Here is a 25,603-nt window from a genome sequence, read left to right as displayed (position 1 = left end):
CTATGCCGCTACCACCGGAATGGGGAACGTGGTGGCGTCTCGCCGCTGCCACCATGCTCGCCCCTGCCTGCCAACCAGCACCTGCGATATCTCGAAGATATTCTTCTTCAGCGGACGGACCATGCGCCACGCCAGGCTGAAACGCCCCGCATCGGGTTCGATCACGACCGTATCGAGCGTCGCGGTGAAGTCCTCGCGCTCGCCACGGCGTGGAAACACGATGACCGGCGCGACCAGGTGCGGGATGGTGAAGCGAGTCAGGCCTTCGGGCGTCAGGTTGGCGAGCATCACCTCGACGGGGCCGGCCTCGAAAGCGGCAACCGGTAGTTGCTGGTCCGTCGGCGCAGCCTGGAAGTACCGCGGGTCGAAATCGGAGGGCAAGAAAGGAAAGGTGTTCGCGAGCCAGGCTTCGTCGTAGGTGCCCGCCAGTTGCAGCCGCGGCTCCCATCCCCTGCCGACGGGCCCGAATGCCATCGGGCGATAGGCATCGCCAGGATCGCGAACAGGGTTGTCGATTTCCTCCGTGGCCGGCAGTTGTGCACCTTCGATCCACGCGGCCCCGGCGTGACGATGAAAGCCCCGGCCCACCGGGTTCGGCATGAAGGTGGAGTGCTGCGAAGGATCTTCATGACGTCGGTCGGTGCCCCCGAACGCGACGTCGTAGGAGATCGGCTGGCACACGAACGCCTCCGGCGGCGTGACGGAAAGACCGGAAAGACCGCGCTCCCAGCGCCGTGGCCCCACGACGGCCATCGTCTTCTGCCAGGTGCCGACCCGCACGCCCACCTCGACACGCGCGGCGGGACTGCCTCGGGGCGCATGGGCACTGCCGAGCAGCAGGATGTCGCAGCGCGGCTTGCGCGGCGCGAAATCAGCCTCGTACACAGGCGCCGAGTAACCCGGTTCCCCGGTGAAGGTATCGGCCATCGCGAGCGGCAACTGCTCGTCATGCAACGAGAAGCTCCCCACTGGTTCGTCAGGCGCCGGCAGCCGGAAAGTGCCCTTGACGACCACGACCAGCATCTCCCGGCCATCAGGCGCCTGGGCCATGTTGAAGCCCGCGACCATGCGGGTGGCGTTGATGATCTCCATGCCTTCGTGCCGTCCGCGCCTCAATTCAGCTGCACCGAGCCGCCCTTGACGCGGTTCACGCCGGCGGAGCGACTCGACACGTAGCTGCCCTGGATCAGCACCTTGCCGGCGCGCGTCAGCGTGATGCTCGCCTTTCCGCAGCGCAGCACCATCTGGCTGCGCGCGCTGACCAGCAGGCGCTCACCGTCAGCGTCGACCTCCACCTGCGCCGGCGCCGCGACCAGCGCCTCTGGCCACCCCTTCGGCCCGCCGCACAACACGCCCATGACGATCGGCCTCGACGGATCGGCTCGCTCGAACATCAGCACCACGCCGCGCCCGATGTGCGCGCCGTGCAGGTCCACGACGCTGCGCGCGCGCAGGGCCGCTGTGCCCGGCTGGCCCTCGAAGACGACGAGCGGCGTTCCCCCGTCGTCGGCGAGGGCCGCGAGTTCGCCCGTGACGACGGCGTGCCACGGCTGTATGCCCGTGTCCGCCGCAAGTTGTGCCTCGATCAGATCTCTGCCGCTCATGGTCATCTCCGTAGTGAATCAGTTCTGCAGAATCTTCGAACCCTTCATCACGATGTCGCTGCTCGCCTTCGCGTTGATCTTTCCGGAGGCATCGATCGTGATGTCCTTGCCCTTGATCACGATGGTCCCGTCCTTCTTCATCGTGATGCTTGCGCTGCCCGTGGTGATGGAGATGGAATCGCCCGCGTCGATCACCAGGTTCTTGCCCACCGAGAGCGAATCGTCCTTGCCCACGCTGGTGGTCCGGCCCGAACTCACGCTGCGTGATTCATCCGCCCCCACGTTCGTCGACAGGTTCGCGCCCACATCGACCGACCGATTGGCCCCGATGCTGCTCGACTGATTCGCCCCCACGCTGATCGTCTGGCTCGCCCCCACCGTCACCGCCTGCATCGCTCCCACCGTGATCTCCTGCGCCGCGCCCACGGTGATGGTCTCGTTGATGCCCACCGTGTGCGTGCGCTGCAGCGCCACGGTGGCCGTCTCGCTCGCGCCCACCGTGATGGTGCGGTTCTGGCCGATGGAGATCGTCTCGTTCAGGTCCACCGTCTCGGTGCGGTTCTGGTGGATGGTGATGGTCTCGTTCTTGTCCACCGTCTCGGTGCGCTGGCCGTGCACGGTGATGGTCTCGTTGTTGTCGACCGTCTCGGTGCGGTCGTGCTTCACGTGCGTGGTCTCGTCGTGGTCGATGGTCTTGGCGCGGTCGTGGCCCACCCAGTGCGTCTCGTCGTTCTCGACCTCGATGTCCTGGTTCTTCTCGGCGTGCAGGTACACCTGCTCCGATCCCTTCTTGTCCTCGAAGCGGAATTCGTTGCAGTTGGCCGCGCTGCCCTTGGGCGTGGAGCGCGTGCGAAAGCCGCTCTGGGTGTGGGTTCCGAAGGGAATGGGCTGGTCGTCGTTGTAGACGCGGCCCACGATCAGCGGGCGGTCGGGGTCGCCGTTGAGGAAGTCGACGATCACCTCCTGGCCGATGCGCGGGCAGAAGTAGCCGCCCCAGCCCTTGCCCGCCCAGGGCTGCGACACGCGCACCCAGCAGGTCGACTTCTCGTTGCTCTTGTCGTAGCGGTCCCAGTGGAAGTGCACCTTCACGCGGCCGAAGTCGTCGGCGTGGATCTCCTCGCCCGAGGGCCCGACGACAATGGCCGATTGCGGGCCCGGCATGACCACGCGCGGTGTCAGCCGCGGCGGATGGAAAGGCATGTCGACCGGAAACACCGTCAACAGGAAAGCGCTTGCGCCCGGGCGGCTCGCATCGAGCGACGGCATCCGGGCGGCGACCGCCTCGAAGGCCGGCAAGGTGTCGGCCAGCACGGCGTCGTCCGCGAGAGCTTCTCTCAGAAGCCGTGTCGGCGGGGCCGGTGGCTCCTCGATGTCCGCGCCTTCGTAGCCCGGGTGGCTGGCGACGAAGGTGCAGGCGGCGATCACGTAGTCGCTGTCGCGCGTGCCGTCAGGGTCGTTCTCCAACTTGAAGCTGCGGCCTGCCGCAACGTCGGGCCAGGGCGTGAGCGCCCAGTGGCGCTGGCGGCGCGCGCCGATCTCCTCGCCGCGCAGCTTGCCCTTGTCGTCGGCATCGCCACCGTTGAAGTACCCACCCGCGAACTCGAAGGCCTCGAACTCGGCCAGCTCGTGCTTGTCGGGCGTGCCGCCGGCGGCCTCCAGCTTCTTCTTGATCGCCTTGAAGTCGCTGTCGGTCGATGCGTACTTGCCGGTGTCGAACTGCCGCTCGCTCACCCAGCGCGAGATCTCGTTGAAGCGCGCTTCGGCGGCGTCGCTCGACACGTAGCGCAGGGTGTCCGCGGCCGGCAGCTTGTCGTGTGCCATGTCGCTCGCGTCCGACATGTGCATGGTGCCCGGCGCATCGTGCGCGTCGAACCAGTAATAGATACCTTCGTCTTCCAACAGGCGCGATAGGAACTGATAGTCGCTTTCCTGGTGCTGCACGCAGTAGCGGCGCGGCTTGTGGGTGCCGACCACGTTGTCGGTGCGGGTCTTCTTGAAGCGCTTGATCGGGCTGTCCTCGAACACCGCATCGAGCACGTCGAGCACGGGCTTTTCCTGATGGATGCGCGAATTGCTGCGCTTGGTGAGCAGCCAGAACCACGAGCGCAGGGTGAAGCGGTATTCGAAGTAGCGCCCCGCATGGCCCGCGCGCACGAAGCGCACCGCGTGGCCCTGGCAATGGCGTTCATGGCTGCCCCCATCTGCGTCCTCGAAGCCGATGACGACGTCGAAGGCGCGCCCCAGGATGTCCTTCGCATCGATGGCCTTGTTCTCCGACAGCACCGTGAGTTCGTATGTCGACGGGCGCGCCAGTGCCTCGTGACCCACGATGCGCCAGAACATGAGCTCGTCCTTCACGGGCGAGTCGCTCTCGATGCGGAACTCCTGGTCTGCCATGAATGGCTACTCCCCTTGTTCTGTACGAGCGGCGCTCTTTCCGCGCCACCTAGGCATCTGCGATGCGCTCTACGGCGCCAGCAGCAACACCAGCGGCTGGCTCGGCACGGTGCGCACGCCCGGGCAATTGGTGCTGTTCTGCAGCGACACGCTGGTCAGCCGCGACGCAGGCATGCCCATCATCAGGACGGTGAAGGCCCCCGTGAGGTGCCGGCTCGGCCCCATCACCGTTCCCGAGGCCACGCCCAGCAGCACGCCGGAGTTGTCGCCGTTGGTCATCGGAATGGTGGTGCCGAGGTTGTGGGCCGGGCCGCCCATGATGAGGATCGTGGGGCAGTTCGGAATCGCCATGGGGCCCATGGCGATGTTCGGGTACGGCACCGGAATGGGCGACGGCGCGGCGGGCGTGATGCAGACATCGGGAAAGCCCATGTCCGTGCCCATCAGCTGGCAGTTGGCGAACATTTTTTCGTCTCCCCCGTCGCCTCAGCCGAAATGGATCTGCGCGCCGCGCGCCTTCACCAGCTCGCGGCCGTTGACCAGCGTGTGTTCGCCTTCGATCCGCATCAGCTGCTTTGCCTCGCACTCGACGTGCGTGGCCGCCACGCGGTCGATGCCATCGGTGGTGCGCAGGTAGTGCCTGCTGAAGTGCTGCACCCGGTCCATCACCGACGACAGCACCGAGCCCACGAGCTTGAGGCTGGTGCCGACCACGCTGAGCTGGCGGCCGACGACGTCGGCGGTGTCGGTGGCAAGGCGCGTGCGCTGGGTGGCGACGTCGAGTTCTTCGGCAGCCAGTTCGATGCGTCCACCCTCGGCAGCGATGCGCATGCCGGTGCCCCCCTCGCAGCTCACGACGTTGGCCGTGCCTTCCTCGCGCTGCAGCACGGCCATGATCCAGACCTCGTCGGGCGCGATGCGCAGGCAGGCCACGCTGTCGCCGGCCGCGGGCTCGAGCAGGCAGCTCGCCGCGCGGCGTGCGCGCAGTTTCAGGTCGCCGCTGGCAACGACCTGTCGGCCTTTGGCATCGGTGCCGAGAATGCCCACGCACCATTCGCCGGGAATGGCCTTCGCGGCCTGGCTCTTCCTGCCGGTGCGCGCCTTCGTCAGCGTCGTCGTTTCGTTGTTCATGATGGCGGTTCCTCTGTGTTCGTCGTGTCAGGCGACCAGCGGCTGCCAGCGCTCCGATTCGGACAGCTCCGAGTCGGTCTCGAGCGCACGCGCGCGGTCGGTCATCTGGGCGTTTTCGGTGACGGCGGCATGCAGCACGGTGCGCACCATGGTGGCGCGGCGCAGGTCGGCCGTGGTGAGGTCGGCGTGGCGGAAGTCGGCGTAGGTCAGCTCGGCGCCGGTGAAGTTGGCGCCTTGTACTTTCGCGCCCGCGAAATGGGTCTGGTACAGGTCGCAGCCTGCGAAGCTGGCCTGCGGCAGGATGGCACCAGTGAAAAGCGCCTGACGCAGCCTTGCGCCAGAGAAGTCTGCAGCCTTGCCGCTGGCTGCACAGAAGATCGCCGACGGCGCGACGGCCTTCACGAACTTCGCGCCATCGAGCGTCGCGCCCTGGAAGTTGCACTGCTGCAGCGTGACGCCGCTGAAGTCGGCGCCGCTCAGGTCGGCGGACGAGAACTGGCAGCCGTTCAGCTCCAGCCCGGCGAACGACATGCCCTTGAGCGAGGTCTTGAAGAACACGTTGCGCAGCATGCGCGCGCCGGCCCACGTCAGGTGCGAGAGATCGCATTCGTTGACGGTGGTGTATTGCCAGCTGGTGTCGTCGGCGCAGACGTCGAGCAGTACCGACTGGCTGATCACCGCGGAGTCGAGCGGCACGCCGCGCAGCACGGCATGGTCCAGCCTGCAGCGAGTGACGGTGGCCATCGTCATCGCCGACTGCGCCATCTGCGCATGCGTCAGGTCGCACTCCGTGAACACGGCGCCGTGCAGGTTGGCCTCGCGCAGGTCCACGTGATCGAGCTTGCAGCGGTTGAAGACGGCCTTGCGGAGATTGGCGCCGGATGCGATGGCGCCGCGCAGGTCGCAGCAGTCGAATACGGCTTCGCGCAGATCGGTCCCCCGGAAATCCGCTTCGGCGAAATTGACTCGCGAGAAGATCCCGCCGCCGAGCGCAAGGCCTGCGTAGCGTCCCTTGTGCAGGTCGAGGCCTTCCAGCGCCTCGCCGACGCTGATTGCAATGGACAGGAGGTTCGGGCTCATGCCGCCGCCTGCTGTTCCGGGGTGAGCCGGGGCCAGGTGCGCGCCCGCCTGAGCAACGCCCCGTCGAAGTTCGTCGAACCGTCGAGCCGCACCCGTCCGAGGTCGGCACCGAAGAGATTGCTGCGCCGCAGGTCGGCCCCCCGCAGGTCCGCCGACTGGAAGATCGCGTCGCTGAAGTTCACGCCCGACAGCAGCGCGTTCGAGCAGACGGCCTTGCGCATCAGGACGCCCTTGGCACTGGCGAGCCGCAGGTCCGCGCCTTCGAGCCGGGCTTCGCAGAGGTTGGCGCCATCGAGCACCGCACGGATCAGCCTGGCCTCCCGCGCATCGGAGGCACCGAAATTGAAGTTGCGCAGGTCGGCCTGGCTCATGTCCGCACCGGCCAGGCTGCTTCCCTTGACCGCCACGGTGCCTGCGCAGCGCGCCGCCATCAGCTTCGCGCCGTCGAGCTTACTGGTCACGAAGGTCGCGTTCTCGATCTTCGCCGCATGCATGTCGACGCCCGAGAGGTCGGACTCGATGAAGTTGCAGACGGACAGGTTCGCCTCCGGCCACCGCATGCCCTTGAGGTCCAGCTTGTGGAAGACCTGCCCGCTCAGGTCTGCACCGGCCCAGTCGGCATCGCCCCATGTGGTCTGCAGCAGATTCGCCTTGGCGAATTTCGCGCGTCGCATCTGGGTGCCGGCGAACGCGCAGTACATGAGCGTCGCCCCGCTGAAGTCGGCGTCGTCGAAGACGCCGCGAGCCAGCCGCGCCTTGCCGAGATTGGCCCTGGCGAATTTCGCGCCGATGGCGATCGCGCCTTCCAGGTTCGCATGCGCCAGCACCGCGCCCGTCAGGTTGGCGCCGGAGAGATTGGTATTGGCCAGGTTCGCGCTTTCCAGCCACGCGCCTTCCAGGTTCACCTCCCGAAGGTCGAGGCCCGAGAGATCGGCGCCGGTGAGATCAATGCCCACGAAGAACTTGATGCCCGCCGCGCTGGCACGCGCCATCTCGCCGCGCAGCTTCGCGGCCTCGCGCGCCGGCATCGGGAAGGCTGGCGGCTGCATGTGTGCGGACTGCAGATAGCCGGCGCGATGCGCGTCCTCGATCTGGCACAGCTTCGGGTAGATCGGCGCCAGGTTGACAGGCCGCGTTCCCACGGCCGCCTGTGCCTGCATTTCCGCCATGTGCCTGTCGGGGTCGTACTTCGGCGGACCGCGGTGCTGCAGTTTGGCGAGATCGATCTTCTGCTCCTGCGACATCGCCAGCGCCCGCTCGACGACCGTGACCGCATCCTCGACCGCCGCCCACCGCTGAGCCTCGGCCTCCTTCATCTTCTTCTCCAGGTAGGGCGGAAGCTCGTCGCCGACCGGAACCTTCTCCCGCGGCGGCATGCGGATTCCCAGCGCATCCGGGTCCTTGCCCATGGCGATGGCCTTCTCGCGCGCGAACGCCACATCCATCTCGGCGCGACGCCGCTGGGCTTCGCCCTGCAGGCCCTCGGTTCCGAAGGGCGCCTTCGCGGCCTCCACGTCCGGATCGGCGGTGCTCACGCCTTCCGGGAGCAGGTCGCTGTCGACGATGGCATAGATCGGGCCCAGCTTCGGGTCGGCCCGCTTCGCTGCGGCGTCGAGATAGTGCGCGTCGGAGCGGATTTCTCCGATGCGCTCGACCGCGCCCATGAGGCTGACCACGTCGGAGCCGTCGTCGGTGCCGACCTCGGCTAGCCCCTGGAAGATCGCGATGCAGCGTTCGGCATGCGGGAAGAACCACACGGTGGTCAGCCGCAGCGGCACCTCCCGCACCTTGGGCTCGCCCACGGCCATCCTGTAGCCGACGAACACGCGCGCCCGCATGCCCGGCAGGCGGCCTTCGATCAGGCGCTTGTGCGGGTGCATGTTCTCGAATGAGAACGGCTCGTCGCCGGTGAGCGCCGCACCCATCCACTGGTCGGGCGGCGCCAGGTTGAAGTAGCGCCAGTCGGTGTCGGGCGCGAACCCCGCCGCATGCTGCTTCAGGTAGTCGGCGTCGTAGGTGCCGCGGTATTGCACGCGCTGCGGGTGCATCACGTCCAGCGCCCCCATGCCGGCCGGCGCGATGGCCTGGTCGGGGCGCAGCAGGCGGTCATGAGGCAGTTCGATGTTCGGCAGCCATGCCACGCCATCGATCTTCTGCCTGCCCCGCCCGCCTGGGTTGAGGGGAAAGTCCGCGCCGCCGTAGGCCCTGGACCAGTCCAGTGGCATCTCCGGGAAAGGCCGGGCCTTGCTCGGGTTAGAGCCATCCCAGTAGCGGTCCCCGAGCACCAGCAGGGTTTTCTCCTGCGTGCCGAACCGGGCCCGCACGGCGCAACCGTCAGTGCGGTCCGGCGGCGGGAAGGCCTTGCCATGCACCAGGAACTCCGGCGTGAGCTTGGCCACGCCCTCGTCGATAAGGGGTTGCGCCATTTCCTTCCCGAGGAAGGACCACATCGACTGCTCCGCCCACAGCGTTCCGCGCTCGCCCTGTGCGAACGGCAGGTGCAGGCAAGCGCTGATGCTGAGCCCGAAGCGCTTGCGGAATTCGATGGGGCGCGTCGACAGGCCGAGCGCCTGGGGTTTGAGGACTTGCATGGTCGCTTGGCGCCGATCCCTATTCCCAGTCGTCGTTCGGCGGCACCCCTCCGTCCAGCGGATCGGATGACGGCGGCGGCGGCGGCGGCGGCGGCGGCGGCGGTGGCGGCGGCGGCGGCGGCGGCGGTGGCGGCGGCGGTGGCGGCGGTGGTGGCGGCGGCCGCGGCGCAGGGGGCGGCGCCGGGGGCGTCGGGCTCCACTCCTGTGTCGGCTCCGCGGGCGCGCCCACCCCGGGCGCAGGCGGCGGCGCGGGTGGAGCCGGCGGAGGCGGGGGCGGTGCGGCGGAACCGTCCGCATTGACCGATTCGTCAGCCGCCAGGCGTTCGCCGCCTGTGCCGACACCGGCGGCGCCCAAGGCGCCGACGATCAGTTCGCCGCCAGCGATGGCGACAGCACCGACCACCGGAATGCTGCCGATCACACCTTCCATGCGACGGTTGCGCGTGATCGCACCGAGAGAGCGCAAGCGGCCAGCAAGCCCGGGCAGGTGCGCGGCATCGGCTTCATTGGCGGCGTTGTCCAGCGCATTGGCGGCGTCCGCGTACTGCTTCAGCGTCGCGGCAATATCCGCGTCCGCGCTGGCCAGGCCCGCGACTGCTCCCAGCGCACCGGCGATAGCCGCGCCGCCCGCGCCACCGGCACCCGCGCCCGGCGTGAAGGTATGCAGCGCAGCCTGCTCCACGTCGATCGGAAACGCCTGGATCTCCGGCGCAACACCAGACGACAGCTTGACACCCAGCGCGGTATCGATCGCCACGCCCCCGAAGTTGGAGATGGCAATGGCCAGCGCGTTGTCGATGCTCATGCCCATGAAGGTCGAGCGCGCTATGCCCAGGTTGGCTTCGCTGTTGGTGCCGATGTAGCCGCTGGTGTTCGGCCCCAGGATGGTCGTGTTGGAGCCGACCGAGGTCGCGTCGATGCTGCCCACCGCCATCATCTCGATGCCGGTGTTGCTCATCAGCTTGATCTTGTTGGCCATCAGGTGCAGCGGCCCGGTAGGCACCGTGATGTACTTCGAACTCGACCCCGTCACCATCCAGTCGATGTGCCCGGCCTCGAAGCTCATCTTCGCGGCCTTGTAGGTGACGTTGCCGCTGACGGTGATGGTCTGGTTGCCGATCACGTTGCGGGTCTCGCCCGCGCGCGAGGTGTCGGTGCGCGCACCGGTCACGTCGCTCAGGCTGGTGCCGGTCACCATGGTCTTGTCGTTGCTGTCGACAAAAGTGGTGCGGTCGCCCACCACCTGGTTGTTCTGCTTCCCCTTGACCGTGTTCTTCTGGTCGACCACCACCATGTTGGTGTCGTTGCGCGTCACCGTGCTCTTGCGGTCGCGGTCCACGTGGTTGGTCTGGTCGCGCTTGACGGTCACGCTCTGGTCGCGGTCGATGGTGGTGGAGTCGTCGCGCTCCACGCTGCGGCTCATGTCGAGTTCGGCGTGGATGTTGATCTTTTCCTCGCCCTTCTTGTCCTCGAACATGATCTCGTTGTAGTTCGAAGAGCCGCCGCCGGGCGTGGAGCGGGTCTTGAAGCCGCTCTGCGTCGGCGACTTGTAGGGAATGGGCTGGTCGTCGTTGTAGACGCGGCCCATGATGATGGGCCGGTCGGGGTCGCCGTTGAGGAAGTCGACGATCACCTCCTGGCCGATGCGCGGAATGAAGTAGCCGCCCCAGCCCTTGCCGCCCCAGGGCTGCGACACGCGGATCCAGCAGGTCGACTTCTCGTTGCTCTCGTCGTAGCGGTCCCAGTGGAAGTGCACCTTCACGCGGCCGTGGTCGTCCACGTGCAGCTCGTCGCCCTTGGGGCCGACGACGATGGCGGTCTGCGGGCCCGGCATGGTCACGCGTGGCGTGAGGCGGGGCGTGCGGAACAGGCGCTCGACCGGCATCACGGTGAGCAGGAAGATGCTGCTGCCGGTCTGCGCGGCCGAGAGCGCGGGCGTGGCCGCGATGATCTCTTCGAGCACCGGCAGCGTGTCGGCGTTCACCGCGTCGTCGCGCAGCACGTCGGCCAGCGCGGCATGCACGGGCTGCGCCAGGGTGTTGCCGCTGACGCCCTCGTAGCCGCGATGGCTCGCGACGAAGGTGCAGGCCGCGATCACGTAGTCGCCGTTGCGCGTGCCGTCGGTGTCGCCTTCGTACTTGAAGCCGCGCCCGGCCGTGACGTCGGGCCACGGCGTCACTGCCCAGTGGCGGTCGCGGCGCGCGTTGAGCTCGTCGCCGCGCAGCTTGGCGCGGGTCTCGGCGTCGTCGCCGCTGAAGTAGCCGCCAGGAAACTCGAAGAGCTCCAGGCTCGCGAGCTCGTGGTCGTCCGACGCATCGATGTCGGCGCCCAGTTTCTTCTTGATGGCCTTGAAGTCGCTGTCGCGCGAGGCGTGCTTGCCGGTGTCGAACTGGCGTCCGCTCACCCAGCGCGAGATCTCGTTGAAGCGCGGTTCGGCGGCGTTGACGGCCATGTGGCGCAGGGTGTCGGCCGCCGGCAGCTTCTCGTGCGCCATGTCGCTGGCGTCCGAAAGATGCATGGTGCCGGGCGCGTCGTGCGCGTCGAACCAGTAGTAGATGCCCTCGTCCTCCAGCAGGCGCGAGAGAAAGCTGTAGTCGCTTTCCTGGTGCTGCACGCAGTAGCGGCGCGGGTTGTGCGTGCCGACCACGTTGTCGGCCTTGGTCTTCTTGAAGCGCTTGATGGGGCTGTCCTCGAACACCGCGTCGAGCACTTCGAGCACCTTCTTCTCCTGCAGGATGCGGGAGTTGGCGCGCTTGGTGAGCAGCCAGAACCACGAGCGCAGGGTGATGCGGTATTCGTAGTGCCGCCCCATGTGGCCCGCGCGCACGAAGCGCACCGCATGGCCCTGGCAGTGGCGCTCGTGCGTTGCGCCATCGGCGTCCTTGAATCCGATCACCACGTCGAAGGCATGCCCGAGGATGTCCTTGGCGTCGATGGCCTTGTTCGTCGAGATCACCGTGAGCTCGTAGGCCGACGGGCGCGCCAGCGCCTCGTGCCCCACGATGCGCCAGAACATCAGGTCGTCCTTGGCGGGTGAATCGCTCTCGATGCGGAACTCGTTGTCGGCCATTTCTTGGTCTCTTGCGTCAATGCGGCGTCAGTCGTCGCGGCCCGTTCGCGAAACGCCGCGGAACCGGCTTTGCCGGGCCGCAGGCGTTGCCCCCTGCAAGGGGGTTGGCGAAGCGACACGAAGTGCGCGAAGACTGGGGGTGTGTGTCATGTCAATCGAAGGCGTAGGTGAAGTCCGCGTCCTTCACGTCGAGCGCGACCCGGCGGATCTCACCGCCCGAGGCCAGCCGCTGCAGGTACTCGACCGAGATCGTCGGCAGCACGGTGTTGGTCAGGATCGCGTCGATCACGCGCCCGCCCGACTCCGGGTCTTGGCAGCGCGCGACCACCTGGTCGACCACCGCGTCGCTGTACTCGAAAGGCACGCCGTGGTTGGTTTCCACGCGCTTCTTGATGCGGCCCAGCTGCAGCCGCACGATCTTCTTCATCATCTCGGGCGACAGCGGGTAGTAGGGAATGGTGACGATGCGGCCCAGCAGCGCGGGCGGGAACACCTTCATCAGCGGCGCCTTCAGCGCATCGGCCAGCGCGTTGGGGTCGGGCAGCAGCTCGGGGTCGCGGCACATGCTCATCACCAGCTCGCTGCCGGCGTTGGTGGTCAGCAGGATGATGGTGTTCTTGAAGTCGATCATCCGGCCCTCGCCGTCTTCCATCCAGCCCTTGTCGAAGACCTGGAAGAAGATCTCGTGCACGTCGGGGTGGGCCTTCTCCACCTCGTCGAGCAGCACCACGCTGTACGGGCGGCGACGCACCGCCTCGGTCAGGATGCCGCCCTCGCCGTAGCCCACGTAGCCCGGAGGCGCGCCCTTGAGCGTGGAGACGGTGTGCGCCTCCTGGAACTCGCTCATGTTGATGGTGATGATGTTCTGCTCGCCGCCGTACAGCGCCTCGGCCAGCGCGAGCGCGGTCTCGGTCTTGCCCACGCCGGAGGTGCCGCACAGCATGAACACGCCGATGGGCTTCTGCGGGTTGTCCAGACGCGCGCGCGAGGTCTGGATGCGCCGCGCGATCATCTCCAGGCCGTGCTTCTGTCCGATCACGCGCTGGTTGAGCGTGTCGGCGAGCTTGAGCACCGCCTCCACCTCGTTCTTGACCATGCGGCCGACGGGAATGCCGGTCCAGTCGGCGACCACCGAGGCCACGGCCTGCTCGTCGACCGAAGGCAGGATCAGCGGCGACTCGCCCTGCACCGCATGGATCTTCGCCTGCAGCTCGTGCAGTTCGGCCAGCAGCGCGGCACGGTCGGGTGCGGCTTCGGCGGCGGCAGCGGGTGCGGTCGCATCGGCATTGGCGGCAGCGGGCGTATCCACCGGCTTGTTGCCCGCGCGCAGCTTGCTTCGCAGCTCCAGCAGCCGGTCGACCAGCCCCTTCTCTTCCTGCCAGCGCGCGTTGAGCGCATCGAGCTGCACCTTCGATTCGGCCAGCAGCGCGGCCACCTGCGCGGCGCGCCTGGTCACGTCGATGCCGATGGCCTCTTCGCGCCCGATGATCTCCTGCTCCACCGTCAGCCCCTCGATGCGGCGCATGCAGTCTTCCACCTCGGGCGGCGTCGCGTGCTGCGACACGGCCACGCGCGCGCAGGCGGTGTCGAGCAGGCTCACGGCCTTGTCGGGCAGCTGACGCGCGGGAATGTAGCGATGGCTCAGCTTCACGGCCGCCTCGATGGCCTCGTCGAGCAACTGCACGCGGTGGTGCTTCTCGAGCACGCTGGCCACGCCGCGCAGCATGAGGATGGCCTTGGTCTCGTCGGGCTCCGGCACCTGCACCACCTGGAAGCGGCGGGTGAGCGCCGGGTCCTTCTCGATGTACTTCTTGTACTCGGCCCAGGTGGTGGCGCCGATGGTGCGCAGGTTGCCGCGCGCGAGTGCGGGCTTCAGCAGGTTGGCCGCGTCGCCGGTGCCGGCCGCGCCGCCCGCCCCCACCAGCGTGTGGATCTCGTCGATGAAAAGGATGATGGGCGTGGGCGAGCTCTGCACCTCGTCGATCACCTGGCGCAGGCGCTGCTCGAACTCGCCCTTCATGCTCGCGCCGGCCTGCAGCAGGCCGATGTCCAGCGTGAGCAGCTTCACGTCCTTCAGCTGCGGCGGCACGTCGCCGCGCGCCAGGCGCTGCGCGAAGCCCTCGACCACGGCCGTCTTGCCGACGCCCGCCTCCCCGGTGAGCAGCGGGTTGTTCTGGCGGCGGCGCATGAGGATGTCGACGATCTGGCGGATCTCCTCGTCGCGGCCCGTCACCGGGTCCATCTCGCCCTTCTTCGCCTTCTCGGTGAGGTCGACCGCGAACTTCTTGAGAGCGTCGCCCTTGCCCATGGCGGCCGGCGCCATCGCGCCGGAGTCCTCGCCGGGCGCGCCTTGCCCCAAGCCGGTGCCGTCCTGCGCGCGCATCTGCGCCTCGGGCGAGGCATCGCAGATCTTCGCGAAGTTGTCGGCCAGGTCCTCGACCTTCACTTTCTCGAACTGCTTCGACAGGCCGAACAGCGGGTTGCGCAGGCTCTGCGTCTTCAGCATGCCCACCAGCAGGTAGCCGGTACGCACCTGCGCCTCGCCGAACTGCAACGTGGCGTAGGTCCATGCGCGCTCGATGGCGTTCTCGATGTGCGGCGAGAAGTCGCTGATGGCGGTGGCGCCGCGCGGCAGGCGGTCGAGCGCGGCGGTCATGTCCTTGGCGATGACCGACACGTCGAGACCGTAGTGCTGGATCACGCGGTGCAGGTCGGAGTCCTGCGCCTGCAGCAGCTGCGCGAACCAGTGCTCCAGCTCCACGTACGGATTGCCCCGCATCTTGCAGAACACGGTGGCGCCTTCGATGGCCTTGTAGGCCAGCGAGTTGAGCTTGCCGAAAAGGGCGGTGCGGCTGATTTCACTCATGAGGGACTCCGTATCTCAGAACGAATGAAGGTGGGCTTGTTGAAAGACTGGCTGCCGATGCGCACGTCGGCCGCGTCGCGCGAGCGCGGGCGCTGGCCGAGCCACGACACCCAGCCGAGGCGGGGCGCGCTGCCCTTCGCGTCGCCAAGTCGCGTGAGCGGCACCTGCGCCTTCTCGAGCACGAGTTCTGCGTCCCACTCGAGCTCGTCGCCGAGCAGTTGCTGCATCCAGCGCTGCAGCACGGGGCGCGCATCGCCGATGGGCAGGAACATGCGGTACTGCTCGAGCGTGAGCGGGCCTAGATGCAGGCGCACGCGGTGCTGGCGGTCCCACGCCCGGGTGCCGAGCATGGCGCCCATGCCCATGGAACGCGAGCTCTCGCCCTGCCCCAGCCGCGTGACTTCGCCGGCGGGCAGGCTCATCCAGTGGCCGACCCAGCGCTCCAGCCTCACCGGCACGCCGAAGTAGCAGCACAGCACCGACTCCACGCTCTCCACGTTGTGCACGCGGCGCGCGAGCCAGCCCGAGAAGTGCAGCCGCGCGTCGTCATGGATCTCGTCGCGCTCCACGCGGCCCGGCGCGCCGATGCCCACCAGCGCGCCGATCTGCAGGCGGAAGCGGTCCTCGCCCGGCCGGTCCAGCGCCACGGCCGGACGCGACTGCGCCCACGCGCGGTAGAAGTGCAGCGAGAAGCGGTGCGAAAAACTGTCGAGAAAGGCCAGCCAGGTCGGGTCGCCGTGGTTCAGGCTGCGCTCGCGGATGAAGTCGCTCAGGTGCACCGGCAGCGGCCCGTTGGGTCCGATGTAGCCGAAGAACTGCTGGCGCAGGCGCGGCGGCGAATGCACGGTGGCGGGCTCGAAGCGGCTGAAGCTCGCGGGCGCGAACGAGAGCGAAGGCTCCTGCCCCACGCGCACCGGCTCGGCACCGGGCAGCAGCGCGCGGCCCCAGCGCGGCGTGGTCTTCGCGACCGACTCCAGCCGGCGCATCACCGCGAAGTAGTCGAAGGCCCAGGGCTGGGCCGACCAGCCGCGCAGCGCGGCATCGACGCGGGCCTGCGCGGTGCCCGCGCCCTGCTCGGGCGCGCGGGCAGCGCTGGCCAGGTTGCCGGTCACAGGATCTGCCGCGTCCCGCACAGCGGCCTCCAGCGCATGGTCTCGCCCTTGCCCGCGATGCGCAGCACGGTCTCGACGAAATGGTTCACCTCCACGTGGCGCGAGAGAAAGCGCGCCAGCACGGCACCGAAGAGGAAGCTGCTGTGGCCGTGGAAAGCATCCTTGTCGACTTCCAGCGTCACCTCCAGCCCGCGGCCGAAGGCGATGGGCCCCTTCAGCGGCAGGCGGCGCGCCACCGGCTTGCACTTCACCGAAAGCAGCCCGCGCACCTGGCCCTGGCGCATCTCGTCGGCATGCACCGCGTAGAGCATCAGCGTCTCGCGCAGCGCGGCCGCGCCCTGCTCCGGCGTGCTGTCGGACAACGACAGGTAGTTGAGCGCGAGATGGTCGACCACGCGCCAGCCCAGCCCCTGGCTCACCACCGGCGACACCGGCCGCGAAGGACCGCGCACCATGCGCACGCGCTGCACGGGGAATGAATCGACGCAGTCGAAGTCGTTCTCGCGGCCCAGCGGCATCAAGAGGGGCAGGTCGCGGTTGGTGCACAGCGCGGTCACCGCCAGCTGCCGCAGCGTGGCCGCGTACGGCGCCTGCTGCGGATCGACGATCTGCATGTAGACCTCGGAGCCGATGTGGCTGCTGCGGTTGCCCTCGGTGCGCTGGCGCACCGACAGCATGCGCGGCTCGCGCGTGACCGTGAAGTAGGCCGGATGGCTCATCCGGCTGCCGTGGAAGGCCGAGTAGAAGGGCCGGAACGGCTGCTCGGCCGCCGCCGCGTCGGCGCCCGGCGTGCCGTGGCCGATGACCTCGGTGACGGTGTGCACCTCGAAGTCCTGCGGCCGCGTGCGGTCGGGCACCAGGTGGAACTGGCTCACGCCCTCATTCAGCGGCACGCGGTCGAGCCGCTTGCTGAAGAGGTTCACCGCGGGCACGCAGTGCAGCAGCACGTTGTCGGCGCTCACGAGCTTTTCGAGGGCCGCGTCGCCGCGCGAGAACAGCAGCACGATCTCGACCTCGCCCACCGGCATCTGGGCCAGCAGCGCCTTCAGCCCGCCGATGCGCACGAACTGGAAGCGCTGGGGAAAGGCGAAGTACTCCTGCAGCAGCCTGAAGCCCGAGAAGCCGGTGGCGGTGACGGGCAGCAGCGCCTCGTCGTCCTCGAAGCCGACCGCACCGATGGCGCTCGGCGGCAGGCTGCGCGGCGAGCCCTGCAGGGCGCCGCCCGGCCCCAGCGGCCGCACCAGCACGCCGATGGGCTGGCCCAGCGCGCATTCGTGCAGCTGCCAGGCCACGTCTTCCGCGCCGCCGAAGTGCAGCACGAGGTCGTCGAGCGCGATCTGGCTGAAGTCCAGCCCGGCCGTGGTGCGCAGCACGATGCGCAGGCCGCCGCGGATCGCGCGCGACTGCGGATGCGTGTTCAGCGGGAGGTCGGGCGCGTAGGTGAAGTACTGCGCGCGTTGCACCTCGATGGGCCAGATGCGCAATGCGCTGGCTGTGCGGAACTCGCAGTGCGTGTTCTGCCCCACCGCCTGCCGCGCGCGCAGGCCGCTGCCGCGCGGCAGGCTCGGGCCGGTGGCGAGGTTGGCGTCGTCAGGATCCGGCGCGAACGAGACCACCACCATCGCCGGCGTCGGCGCGAGGAAGTGCGGGTAGACGATGTCCAGCAGGTGGCCGGTGAAGCGCGGGTATTCGGCGTCGAGCTTCAGGCCCACGCGCGCCGAGAGGAATGCGGTGGCCTCGATGAGCCGCTCCACGTACGGATCGGCGACCTCCTGGCCTTCGATGCCAAGTCGATGCGCAATCTTTGGAAATGCGCGCGCGAACTCTGAAGAGCTTTCGCGGAAGTAGCGCAGTTCCTGTTCGTACAGACTCAGCAGCCTGGGGTCCATGGCGGACTCATCTCGGGTTTTGCGCCATGTCCACTATCTCGATGCGGCCCTCTTCCAGGTCTACGCGGCTTCGCATCAGGAACTCCAGCGGCACGGGCTGCGCCCACAGCATGCCGCGGATCTGCAGGCCGATGCTGTTGTGCGAGTCAAGTGCCGGGCCCTCCATGATGAGTTCGACTTCGAGTGTTCGGGACAGGATGCGTGGCTCGAACTGCAGGATTGCGTTCTTCAAAGCCTGTTCCATGCTGACACGCTGCACCGACGAGGTGAACTGGCCAGACAGCATAGGCAATCCGTAGTTGATGACCGAACGCGCCGCGTTGGGGTACTGCCTGTCGTCCATCGAGAGGCCGTAGCCGGTGGCGTTGAAGAGCCAGCCCAGGTCGCGCAGCACGGCCTGGCGCAGCGCCTGCTTGGTCAGCGTGCGCTTGTCGTCGCTCTCGCGCTTCTCGTCGGGCGCGTTGTCGACGAGGCGGTCGAGCAGTGAGGGCTGCAGCCGCTCCTGCGCGGTGAGCTCAGCCATCGACGGCACCTTCGGCCGGCGCCTGCGCCTCGGCTTCGGCCTGCGTGAACAGGATCTCGCGCACGTCCATCAGCGCGTACTCATTGCCGTCGCTGCTGCTGAGCACGCGCTGGCCGAAGCCCGCCCAGACCTCCGGGCGCAGCTCGCGCCACTCGGTCTTGCGCGCCAGGCGCAGCTCGCCGTCTTCCTGCTTCTCGGTGCCTTCGTAGCGCGTGGGAATGAGCGCGAGCGTCTCGCCGCCGTTCTCGAACTGCAGGTGCGCGGGCATCCATACGCAGTCGCGCAGGTCCTCGGGCGGCTCGATCTTGATGTGCGCGAGGCGCGCGTACGGAATCCAGTAGTACTTGCCGTTGACGAAAGCCTCGAGCACAGGGCCCAGCCGCATGTCGGCGTCGGAGAGCCATTCGAAGGGCTTGCCGTCGACGGTGCCGCCCATGGCGGGGGCGCCGTCGAAGGCGCGCTGGCGCAGGTCTTCCGCCAGCTCGCTCTCGCCGCGGCCCTGGCGCAGCAGCGACTCGATGAGCAGCGCCAGCCATTCGTCGGGCTGGCCGAAGATCATCGGCGTGCGCGTGCCGGCGAACACTTCGGCGCGCAGGCCCTCGCAGCGCACGGCCTCGCCGTAGACCTGCTTCATGGGCACGGCCAGCGCGTCGAGCTCGGCGGCCACGGTGAGCTGGTTGAGCGCGCGCTCCCACTGCCCCAGCACGCACAGCAGCTGCGCCATGAACACGCGGTGCTTGCTGTCGGAAGGCCTGGCGCGCACGTCGTCGCTCAGGGCCTTGAGGGCTGCAGCGGGGTCGGCGGCCTTGAGGAATTCGGCGGCGGTGGTCATGGTGTGCGGCTCCTTGTGGCTGGACTGAGTGCGCGGCTCATGCGCGCGTGAACTGGCATTCGCGCACCGCGCCGCGCAGGCCGGTGGTCTTCTGCGGCGCCGAGCGCACCTTCACCGTGCGGTAGCTGATGGAGATCAGCTCCGAGGGCACGCCCCAGTGGCCGCCCGAGCTCAGCACCAGCCGGCAGATGCGCGCGTTCTCCAGCACCAGCTCGAAGGTCGACTGCGCATCGGGCGAGCGCTCGTCGCCGCCGGACTTGAAGGCGCTGATCATCACCTTCAGGTCTTTCTCCTGCGCGCGCAGCAGGCTGGCGATGGTGGCGGTGGCGGCGTCGCTGCGGCGCGCGACGATCAGGTTGTTGGGCACCACCTGGTTCTGGCTGGAAGACTCGGGCACCTGCACCGACCAGTAGTAGCCGCCGATGTTCAGCCGCGCCTTGCCGTCGTCGAAGCTGCGCTCCAGCTCGCCTTCGACCGGGGCGCCCTTGTTCTCGATCAGCATGACCAGGTCGGTCTCGGACGAGCCGGTGCCGATCAGTTCGTAGAACTGGCGGGCGTCTTCAGGGCTCCAGGAGCCGTCGTCTAGGAATGCCATTTCTCACCTCCGGAAATCGATGGAACAGGAACAAAAAAAAGAAAAAGGGAAACTGGAACCGTCATGGCCTGGCCCCCGCGTCCGCCGTGGCGCTCCTGCGCAGCAGAGCCGTGAACACCTGGCGCTCGGCGCTCTCGGCCGGCGGCTGTCCGCCGCGCACGCGCACTTCCGACACGTCGGCCTGCGCATAGCCCACGCCGAAGAGGCGCGGCGCGCTGTAGGGCGTGGCGGGCACGGCCATGACCAGCAGGCGCGCGTCGCCCGCCGCATCGAGCCAGGGCAGGTCGAAGCGCTTCACCGAGGGCTGCTCGGGCGTGCCCCGCTTGAAGCGGTTGGTTTCGCCGGACTCGTCGGGATAGACCGGCTGCAGGTTGCCTCGAGCATCGATGCCCGCGATGACGAGGTCGAGCGAACGGCCGCTGGTGTTGCGCACGTTCAGGCGCAGCCGCTCGCCGGCGCGCGTCGCGGGCAGCCCGCTGGCGGCCTGGGAAACGGGCACGCTGCGCAGCATGCGCTCGCCGCTCCACACCTCCAGCGCGGCGTCGAAGCCGTCGAGCTGGCCGTCCTTGCCGTAGCCCTGCAGTTGAGAGAGCCACTTCAGCTGCGCCAATGCCTGCAGGCGGCGGCGCAGCGCGGCGGTGTCGGGCAGCACCACGGTGGAGACGTTCGCGCCGAAGAGCGGCGCGAGCAGTTCGAGGCGCTGGCCCGAGGCGCCGAGGTCGGTCCAGCGCACGTCGGCCGTGGCCGTGTCGTCCGCCGCGCGGATCGCGGCCGGGTAGTCGAGGCTCAGGCCAATTGGCAGCGGCTTGTCGGCGCGCACGCGCAAGGCGGTGGCGGCCGGCTCGGCCATCGGCGTGACGCTCCAGAAGGCGCTGCCCGGCACGTCCTTCAGCGCTGCCGGCACGGCCAGCCATGCGTTGCCGAGCTTGATCTGCGACACGGCGGCCGGCGCGCCGCGCACGGTGCCGTCGTCCAGCGTGGCGAGCACGCGCAGCTCCTGCTGCTGCGCGAGTCCGTCGAGCAGGCCCGCCTTGATGGCCAGGCTGTCGCCACTGCGCTGCGCGCGCCACACGGGGCGCGTGGATGCGGGAGCGCCGCTGTTGGCGAACAGCGGCGCATCGAGGTTGCCTTCGGCCACCGGGGACGGCAGCTCGCGTGTCGGAAAACGCTGGGCAAGTTCGTCGATGACGGGCGGGTACAGCGCGAGCACGCCATCGAACAATTCCCGCCAGGTGGCGGGTTTTCGCGAAAGGGCTTCGACCATCGCCCATGTCAGCAGGCCCTGCGGCCTCGCGTTTCGCGCCTTGCGCGGCAGCCGCAGCTCGGGCGTGATCTGGTGGCTTTCCGATGCGAAGAAGGCGACGTAGCGGGCACGCGGAACGGCCTCGGCCGGCGCGGGTGGCGCCGGCTGCCGGGCGGGCGGCGCGCCGCCCGTGAGCTGCGCGGCGCGCAGTCCGCGCCAGCGCACCTCGTCGTCGGGCGGGCCCTCGGCGGTGGCGGGTGCGTCCGCCGTGCCGCGCGTCATGGAGTTGGCGGAGCAGGTGTCGAACACCGAGGCCACGAACACGTTCTTCGCGAGGAAGGACTGGATCCACGCATCGAAATCCACGTCGCGCAGGTCGCCCGCGAGCGCGTTGTCGCTGCCCAGCATGCCGCGCACGTCGCGCGCGAGGAAGTTCTCCGAGAGCCCGTCGGGCTCCTGGTAGCGCTTGGCGATGTCGCGCAGCCGCGTGCCGTGGCCCGAGAAATACAGCAGCACGAAGTCGCCGCTCCTCGACTGCGCGAGCAGCTTCGCCAGCGCCTCGTGGATGGCCTGCGACTCGGGCAGCGCCGCGCCGCTCACGCCGTCGGCGAGCACGGCGATGTCGGGCGCGGCAAAGCCCTGCCTGAGCAGCGCATCGCGCATCAGCATCACGTCGTTGCGCGGCGCCTGCAGCCACAGCGCCTGCGGCTGGTTGACGAGTTCGGATACGCCAACAAGCAGCGCGCGCTGCGTGGCGAGGGCGAGGCTGCAGCAGGCCAGCAGCCACAGCACCAGCAGCACCTGAAGAAAGCGCAGCTGCGTGAGGCCCCTGCCCTTGGGCCGCAGGTGCGGATACAGGCGGGCGGCATGCGCGGTCATGGCCGCCGCTCGCTGGCCGGCCCGGCCGATTCCACCAGCGGCGAGGCCGCGAGCACTGCCAGCGCCTCGACGGGCTCCGGCACGCGCAGGCGCCATGCGCCATCGCCGCCCGGCCCGCCCACCACGTCGGCCGAGATCGACTGCAGCAGCCTGTCGGCCTCCTCCATGCGCACGCCGGGCTTCCAGCGCACGACGAGGTCTGCGCGCGTGGGCGCCGGTGCGGTGGGCACGGCGCGGAAGCGCACTTCGTCGTCCTCCGGCGCGCCACGGCCGCCGATGAGCCCGACGTTCTGGACCACCACGACCAGCGCCAGCACGGCAAAGGCCGGGCGCGCCCAGCCTTCGGCGCCGAACCAGCGGCGGATGCTGCCCCACCAGCCGCCCTCGGGGCCGGGCTGCGGCCGCGCGCGCGATGGAGATGAAGAAAGAGAAGAAGAAGAAGAAGGGGCGGCCTCGTCGCTCTGCGGCCGCGTCAGCGCGGCGCCAAGTTCCAGGCCCACGTCGCGGTACAGATCCTGGTAGTCGGTGCGCGGGTCTTCCGGCCCGAGCGGCGTGCCCGACAGCACCGAGAAGACGCCGCCGCCCACGCCGCGCAGCGCGATGCGCCCGGGCTGCGGCGCGATGGCCAACGCGGTGCGCGCGGCCCACTCGTCGTGCACCGCGCGGATGGCCGCGAGCCGCGTGGCGGAGACTTCGCCCAGCACGCGCGCGCAGAGCTGCGGGCTGGGTTCGAGCGTGAGCACGTTCCACGTCTGGACGACACCGAACATCGGCTCGAAGGGCTCGTCCTCGGGTTCGAGCAGCACGTCGAATGCACCGGCCCAGTCGGCCTCGCCGACGGCCATCCACCCCTGCCAGAGGTCGTCGTGGATGCAGCGGTCGAGCAGCACGCCAAGCAGCCGCCCGCTGTAGACCACGCTGACGAGGCGGCCCGGCGCCCAGCGGGCCGGGAAGGCTCGCTGGGCGACAGCCTCGCGGCGCCGGGCCAATTCGGTGAGAGGCATCAACAGGTCGGACGCGGCAACGACGGGCGTGGCCGGCGTTCCTGGCGGTGATCCGGGCATGGCCACGGTGGCCGTGCCGGGCTCGCCTTCGGGCCCGGTGTCCGGCATCGCGGCCGCGCCGGTCGTTTCCAGCGCGTGGCGTATCACGCTGAGCGGGGGCCAGAGGTCGTGGGTCATGGCGTCTGTTCCTGAATGGCTATGTCTTCAGGCGTAAGACGCTTCAGCACCGAGGATTTTGAAAACCTGCAGGATCGCCGCCATGTTGTCGGGCTCGATGGCGATGCCCAGCGTCTGCTGGAGCCAGCCGCCGAGCCGGGTCCTGGCGTAGTCCGCCGTGAGCCCTTCGCGCTTGTGCACCAGGCCCAGCCGGCCCGCGCGGTAGTGATAGGAAGCGATGGCGTGGCGCGAGGCGATGCCCGAGAGCCCGCCTTCGGCCTCCTTGCCGAAGCCCTCGCACAGCAGCAGGCGCTCGGGCTCGGGCAGCCCCGCGATGAACTCGCGCGCGGCCTGCTGCACCGCCTGCATGCTCAGGCCGTGCTCGGCCAGGCAGCCTTCGAGGTCCTCGTCGGCGCCGATCTCGTCTTCCAGTTGGGCCTCGGTGATCTGGTCGCCGATGGAGAGCTTGCGGCGGAAGGAACTGGCGCGCGTGCAGTCGATGAGATAGCGGCGGAAATACGCGCACAGCGCGAAGGCGGTGGACGGTGCGCTGTGGCCCGCGCGTTCGTCGGCCTCGTCGGGGTCGGCGTCGAGCCGCAGCACCTTCACGTAGATGAACTGCGCCACCAGCTCCTGCCGGCCCTCGCCCAGCACCTGCAGCTCGGGCGGATTGCAGGCCACCAGCGCGTCGCCGACGATGCGGTACATGGCGCCCATCTCGCCCGGGGACAGCGTCTGGCGCCGCCGCCAAAGGCGAACGAGTTCACTGCTTTCCGCGGACGACAGCGTTTCGATCATTGGCTCACCCCCAGGCTGCGCGCACTTCGTGTCGCTTCGCCCACCCCCTTGCAGGGGGCAACACCTGCGGCCCGGCAAAGCCGGTTCCGCGGTGTTTCCCGAACGGGCCCCGCTTCGCGGGCCGGCGGGATGGCCATGGGCCCGGGGTCTCGCATCTCTCGATCCTTCAGTCGTCGACGCAGGTGCCCTCCGAAGGCACCAGGCACTGCGGCAGGTTCGCGCCCACCGGCCCGCCGCGCGTGCGGATGGCCGAGGACGTGGCCGCCTGCGCCACGGCGAGGCCGCGCGGCAGCAAGATCCAGAGCTGGCCGCGCTCCTTCATGCGGCGCGCGTTGGTCGCGGCCTGCTGGCCGTTGCCGAAGAAGTAGTCGGCCCGCACCGCGCCACGGATGGCGCCGCCGGTGTCCTGCGCGATGGTCAGGCGCTGCATCGGCGCGCCGCTGCCGGGCGTGCGCGTGGAAACGAACACCGGGTAGCCCAGCGGCGTGCTGCGCGGATCGACCGCAATGGAGCGCCCCGCCGACAGCGGCACGCCGAAGGCGCCCACCGGTCCGCCCACCGGCGATGGCGACTCCTTGAAGAACACGTAGCTCGGGTCCTTGATGCCCGAGCCCGTCACCGCGCCACCCGTCGGCCGCCGACCCGGCACCACCACCGGGCCGCTGGCCACCGGTCGTGCCAGCGTGAAGCCACGCGTGCGGATGGTGCCGTTGGCCACGGCCCCGGTGTCGCTGTCGTCGTCGTCGCCGTCGTCCAGCTGCAGTTCGATGGACGAGCCGCGCACCTTCACCGGACTGCGCGGCTTGCCGTTGGCGGCCTGCGCCAGCGTCGGACGGAAGGGCTGGCCGTTCTGCTCGGCGTAGGCCACGCGCACGATGTCGCCGTTGGCCATGCGGATGCGGCCCGAGCCCTGGATCTGCATCTCGTACAGCGCGGTGGCGCTGCTCACGAACGCAAGCACCTTGGCGTTGGGCGCACCCTTGGTCTCGATCTCTTCGCGCGTGTAGTACGGCAGCAGCTGCTTGCCCTCGACGCGCAGGCGCACCTTGCGGTCCAGCGTGTCGCGCGAGATGCCCGAAAGGTCCAGCGCATAGAGGCCCGGCGCGCCCATGTCGCGCGTGCTCAGGCCCGTCTGCACCACCACGTTGCGGCCTTCCACGCGGGCCGCCACCGTGCCGTTGCCCGGCGGCAGCTTGCGCGCGTCGGCAAAGAGCATGTCTTCTGGCTGGCCGTACACCGGATAGATGAAGGGCGCGCCGTACTGGCGCGCGCCCGCGATCTCGGGTTCGAAGTAGCCGGTGACCACGCCGTCGGGGCGGCGGTCGTCGTCGCGGATCTGGTAGGCCGAGAACTCGCCCTCGAAGAAGCCCCGGATCGCGTTGTTGTTCTTGCTGTCGACCTTCAGCGCGCGGTCGCACACCGATTTCCATTCGGCGCCGCGGCCGTTGAGCACCTTGCAGCTGCCGAGAAAGGCAGGCCAGCTCTCCGAGAAATCGTCGCGCGACCAGCCCGGCACCGAGTCGAAGCTCACCGATGTGTAGGTGGCCAGCTGCGTCGAGAAAGTGCGGGCCTGGCCGGCCACGCTGGCGCCGGTGGGCGCCGGGCGCGAGGCGGCGGTGCTGCTCGCGCTGGTGTCGGCCGTGGCTGCGCCGGTGTCCGTGGCGGCCGGCGGCGGCGTGGTGCAGCCTGCCAGCACGGCGATGGCGGCGCCGGTTGCGAGAGCGCTCCAGCCGGTCTCCGGCCTTCTGCGTGCCTGGAGTTGCTGCTTCTGCTGCGGTTGCGATGCGGTCATCATGAAAGCCTCCTTGTCCTGAGAGTCACGGCCCGTAGGCC

Annotated in this window: 18 protein-coding genes; all 18 read right to left on the bottom strand. The window is 69.0% G+C overall.

What is annotated here, in order from left to right:
- The 18 genes from ABL844_RS03465 to ABL844_RS03380 all read right to left on the bottom strand — a co-directional run bounded on the left by ABL844_RS03465 (position 1) and on the right by ABL844_RS03380 (position 25,565).
- On the bottom strand, positions 1–1,092 hold the full coding sequence (locus ABL844_RS03465) for a DUF2169 family type VI secretion system accessory protein (RefSeq protein WP_184639908.1): 1,092 nt from the start codon (positions 1,090–1,092) through the stop codon (positions 1–3).
- A 20-nt stretch (positions 1,093–1,112) separates the two neighbouring features.
- Positions 1,113–1,604, bottom strand: a complete 492-nt coding sequence (locus ABL844_RS03460) for a DUF6484 domain-containing protein (RefSeq protein WP_184639910.1) — start codon at positions 1,602–1,604, stop codon at positions 1,113–1,115.
- 18 nt (positions 1,605–1,622) lie between these two features.
- Positions 1,623–4,001, bottom strand: coding sequence for a type VI secretion system Vgr family protein (locus tag ABL844_RS03455; protein ID WP_418130491.1), 2,379 nt, complete (start codon positions 3,999–4,001; stop codon positions 1,623–1,625).
- A 69-nt stretch (positions 4,002–4,070) separates the two neighbouring features.
- Positions 4,071–4,466, bottom strand: coding sequence for a DUF4150 domain-containing protein (locus ABL844_RS03450; protein ID WP_126025731.1), 396 nt, complete (start codon positions 4,464–4,466; stop codon positions 4,071–4,073).
- 21 nt (positions 4,467–4,487) lie between these two features.
- Positions 4,488–5,132 (bottom strand): DUF3540 domain-containing protein, encoded by a 645-nt coding sequence (locus ABL844_RS03445; protein ID WP_184639915.1) that lies wholly within the window; start codon positions 5,130–5,132, stop codon positions 4,488–4,490.
- A gap of 27 nt (positions 5,133–5,159) precedes the next feature.
- Entirely contained in the window at positions 5,160–6,212 is a 1,053-nt protein-coding gene (locus tag ABL844_RS03440) for a pentapeptide repeat-containing protein (protein ID WP_418130490.1), read from the bottom strand.
- Positions 6,209–8,803 (bottom strand): DUF2169 family type VI secretion system accessory protein, encoded by a 2,595-nt coding sequence (locus ABL844_RS03435; RefSeq protein ID WP_418130489.1) that lies wholly within the window; start codon positions 8,801–8,803, stop codon positions 6,209–6,211. Before ABL844_RS03435 ends, ABL844_RS03440 begins: the two co-directional genes overlap by 4 nt.
- 19 nt (positions 8,804–8,822) lie before the next feature.
- Complete coding sequence (locus tag ABL844_RS03430; protein ID WP_418130488.1) at positions 8,823–11,873, bottom strand: type VI secretion system Vgr family protein; 3,051 nt, start codon at positions 11,871–11,873, stop codon at positions 8,823–8,825.
- 151 nt (positions 11,874–12,024) lie between these two features.
- On the bottom strand, positions 12,025–14,739 hold the full coding sequence (gene tssH / locus ABL844_RS03425) for a type VI secretion system ATPase TssH (RefSeq protein WP_418130487.1): 2,715 nt from the start codon (positions 14,737–14,739) through the stop codon (positions 12,025–12,027).
- The gene (gene tssG, locus ABL844_RS03420; protein ID WP_418130486.1) at positions 14,736–15,851 is read right to left on the bottom strand and encodes a type VI secretion system baseplate subunit TssG; all 1,116 of its coding nucleotides are present in this window, start codon (positions 15,849–15,851) and stop codon (positions 14,736–14,738) included. The genes tssH and tssG overlap by 4 nt, the downstream gene beginning before the upstream one ends.
- Positions 15,848–17,740: a type VI secretion system baseplate subunit TssF gene (gene tssF / locus ABL844_RS03415; protein WP_418130485.1), complete on the bottom strand. Its 1,893-nt coding sequence runs from the start codon at positions 17,738–17,740 to the stop codon at positions 15,848–15,850. The genes tssG and tssF overlap by 4 nt, the downstream gene beginning before the upstream one ends.
- A gap of 7 nt (positions 17,741–17,747) precedes the next feature.
- A complete protein-coding gene (gene tssE, locus ABL844_RS03410; RefSeq protein ID WP_126025725.1) occupies positions 17,748–18,263 on the bottom strand; it encodes a type VI secretion system baseplate subunit TssE in 516 nt (171 codons plus the stop codon).
- Positions 18,256–19,095, bottom strand: a complete 840-nt coding sequence (locus tag ABL844_RS03405) for a type VI secretion system accessory protein TagJ (RefSeq protein ID WP_418130484.1) — start codon at positions 19,093–19,095, stop codon at positions 18,256–18,258. Before ABL844_RS03405 ends, tssE begins: the two co-directional genes overlap by 8 nt.
- A 37-nt stretch (positions 19,096–19,132) precedes the next feature.
- Positions 19,133–19,690, bottom strand: coding sequence for a type VI secretion system tube protein Hcp (locus tag ABL844_RS03400; RefSeq protein WP_126025723.1), 558 nt, complete (start codon positions 19,688–19,690; stop codon positions 19,133–19,135).
- A gap of 61 nt (positions 19,691–19,751) precedes the next feature.
- Complete coding sequence (locus tag ABL844_RS03395; RefSeq protein ID WP_418130483.1) at positions 19,752–21,812, bottom strand: caspase family protein; 2,061 nt, start codon at positions 21,810–21,812, stop codon at positions 19,752–19,754.
- Positions 21,809–22,993, bottom strand: coding sequence for a hypothetical protein (locus tag ABL844_RS03390; RefSeq protein WP_418130482.1), 1,185 nt, complete (start codon positions 22,991–22,993; stop codon positions 21,809–21,811). Before ABL844_RS03390 ends, ABL844_RS03395 begins: the two co-directional genes overlap by 4 nt.
- 27 nt (positions 22,994–23,020) lie before the next feature.
- Positions 23,021–23,770, bottom strand: coding sequence for a hypothetical protein (locus ABL844_RS03385; protein WP_126025720.1), 750 nt, complete (start codon positions 23,768–23,770; stop codon positions 23,021–23,023).
- 166 nt (positions 23,771–23,936) lie between these two features.
- The gene (locus ABL844_RS03380; RefSeq protein ID WP_418118960.1) at positions 23,937–25,565 is read right to left on the bottom strand and encodes a murein transglycosylase A; all 1,629 of its coding nucleotides are present in this window, start codon (positions 25,563–25,565) and stop codon (positions 23,937–23,939) included.
- Positions 25,566–25,603: the final 38 nt, after the last annotated feature.

Source organism: Variovorax sp. 278MFTsu5.1 (assembly GCF_048305045.1).
Classification (GTDB): domain Bacteria; phylum Pseudomonadota; class Gammaproteobacteria; order Burkholderiales; family Burkholderiaceae_C; genus Variovorax; species Variovorax guangxiensis.
The sequence above is the reverse complement of the archived record's forward strand: the minus strand, read 5'-3'. Positions and strand labels throughout refer to the sequence as shown.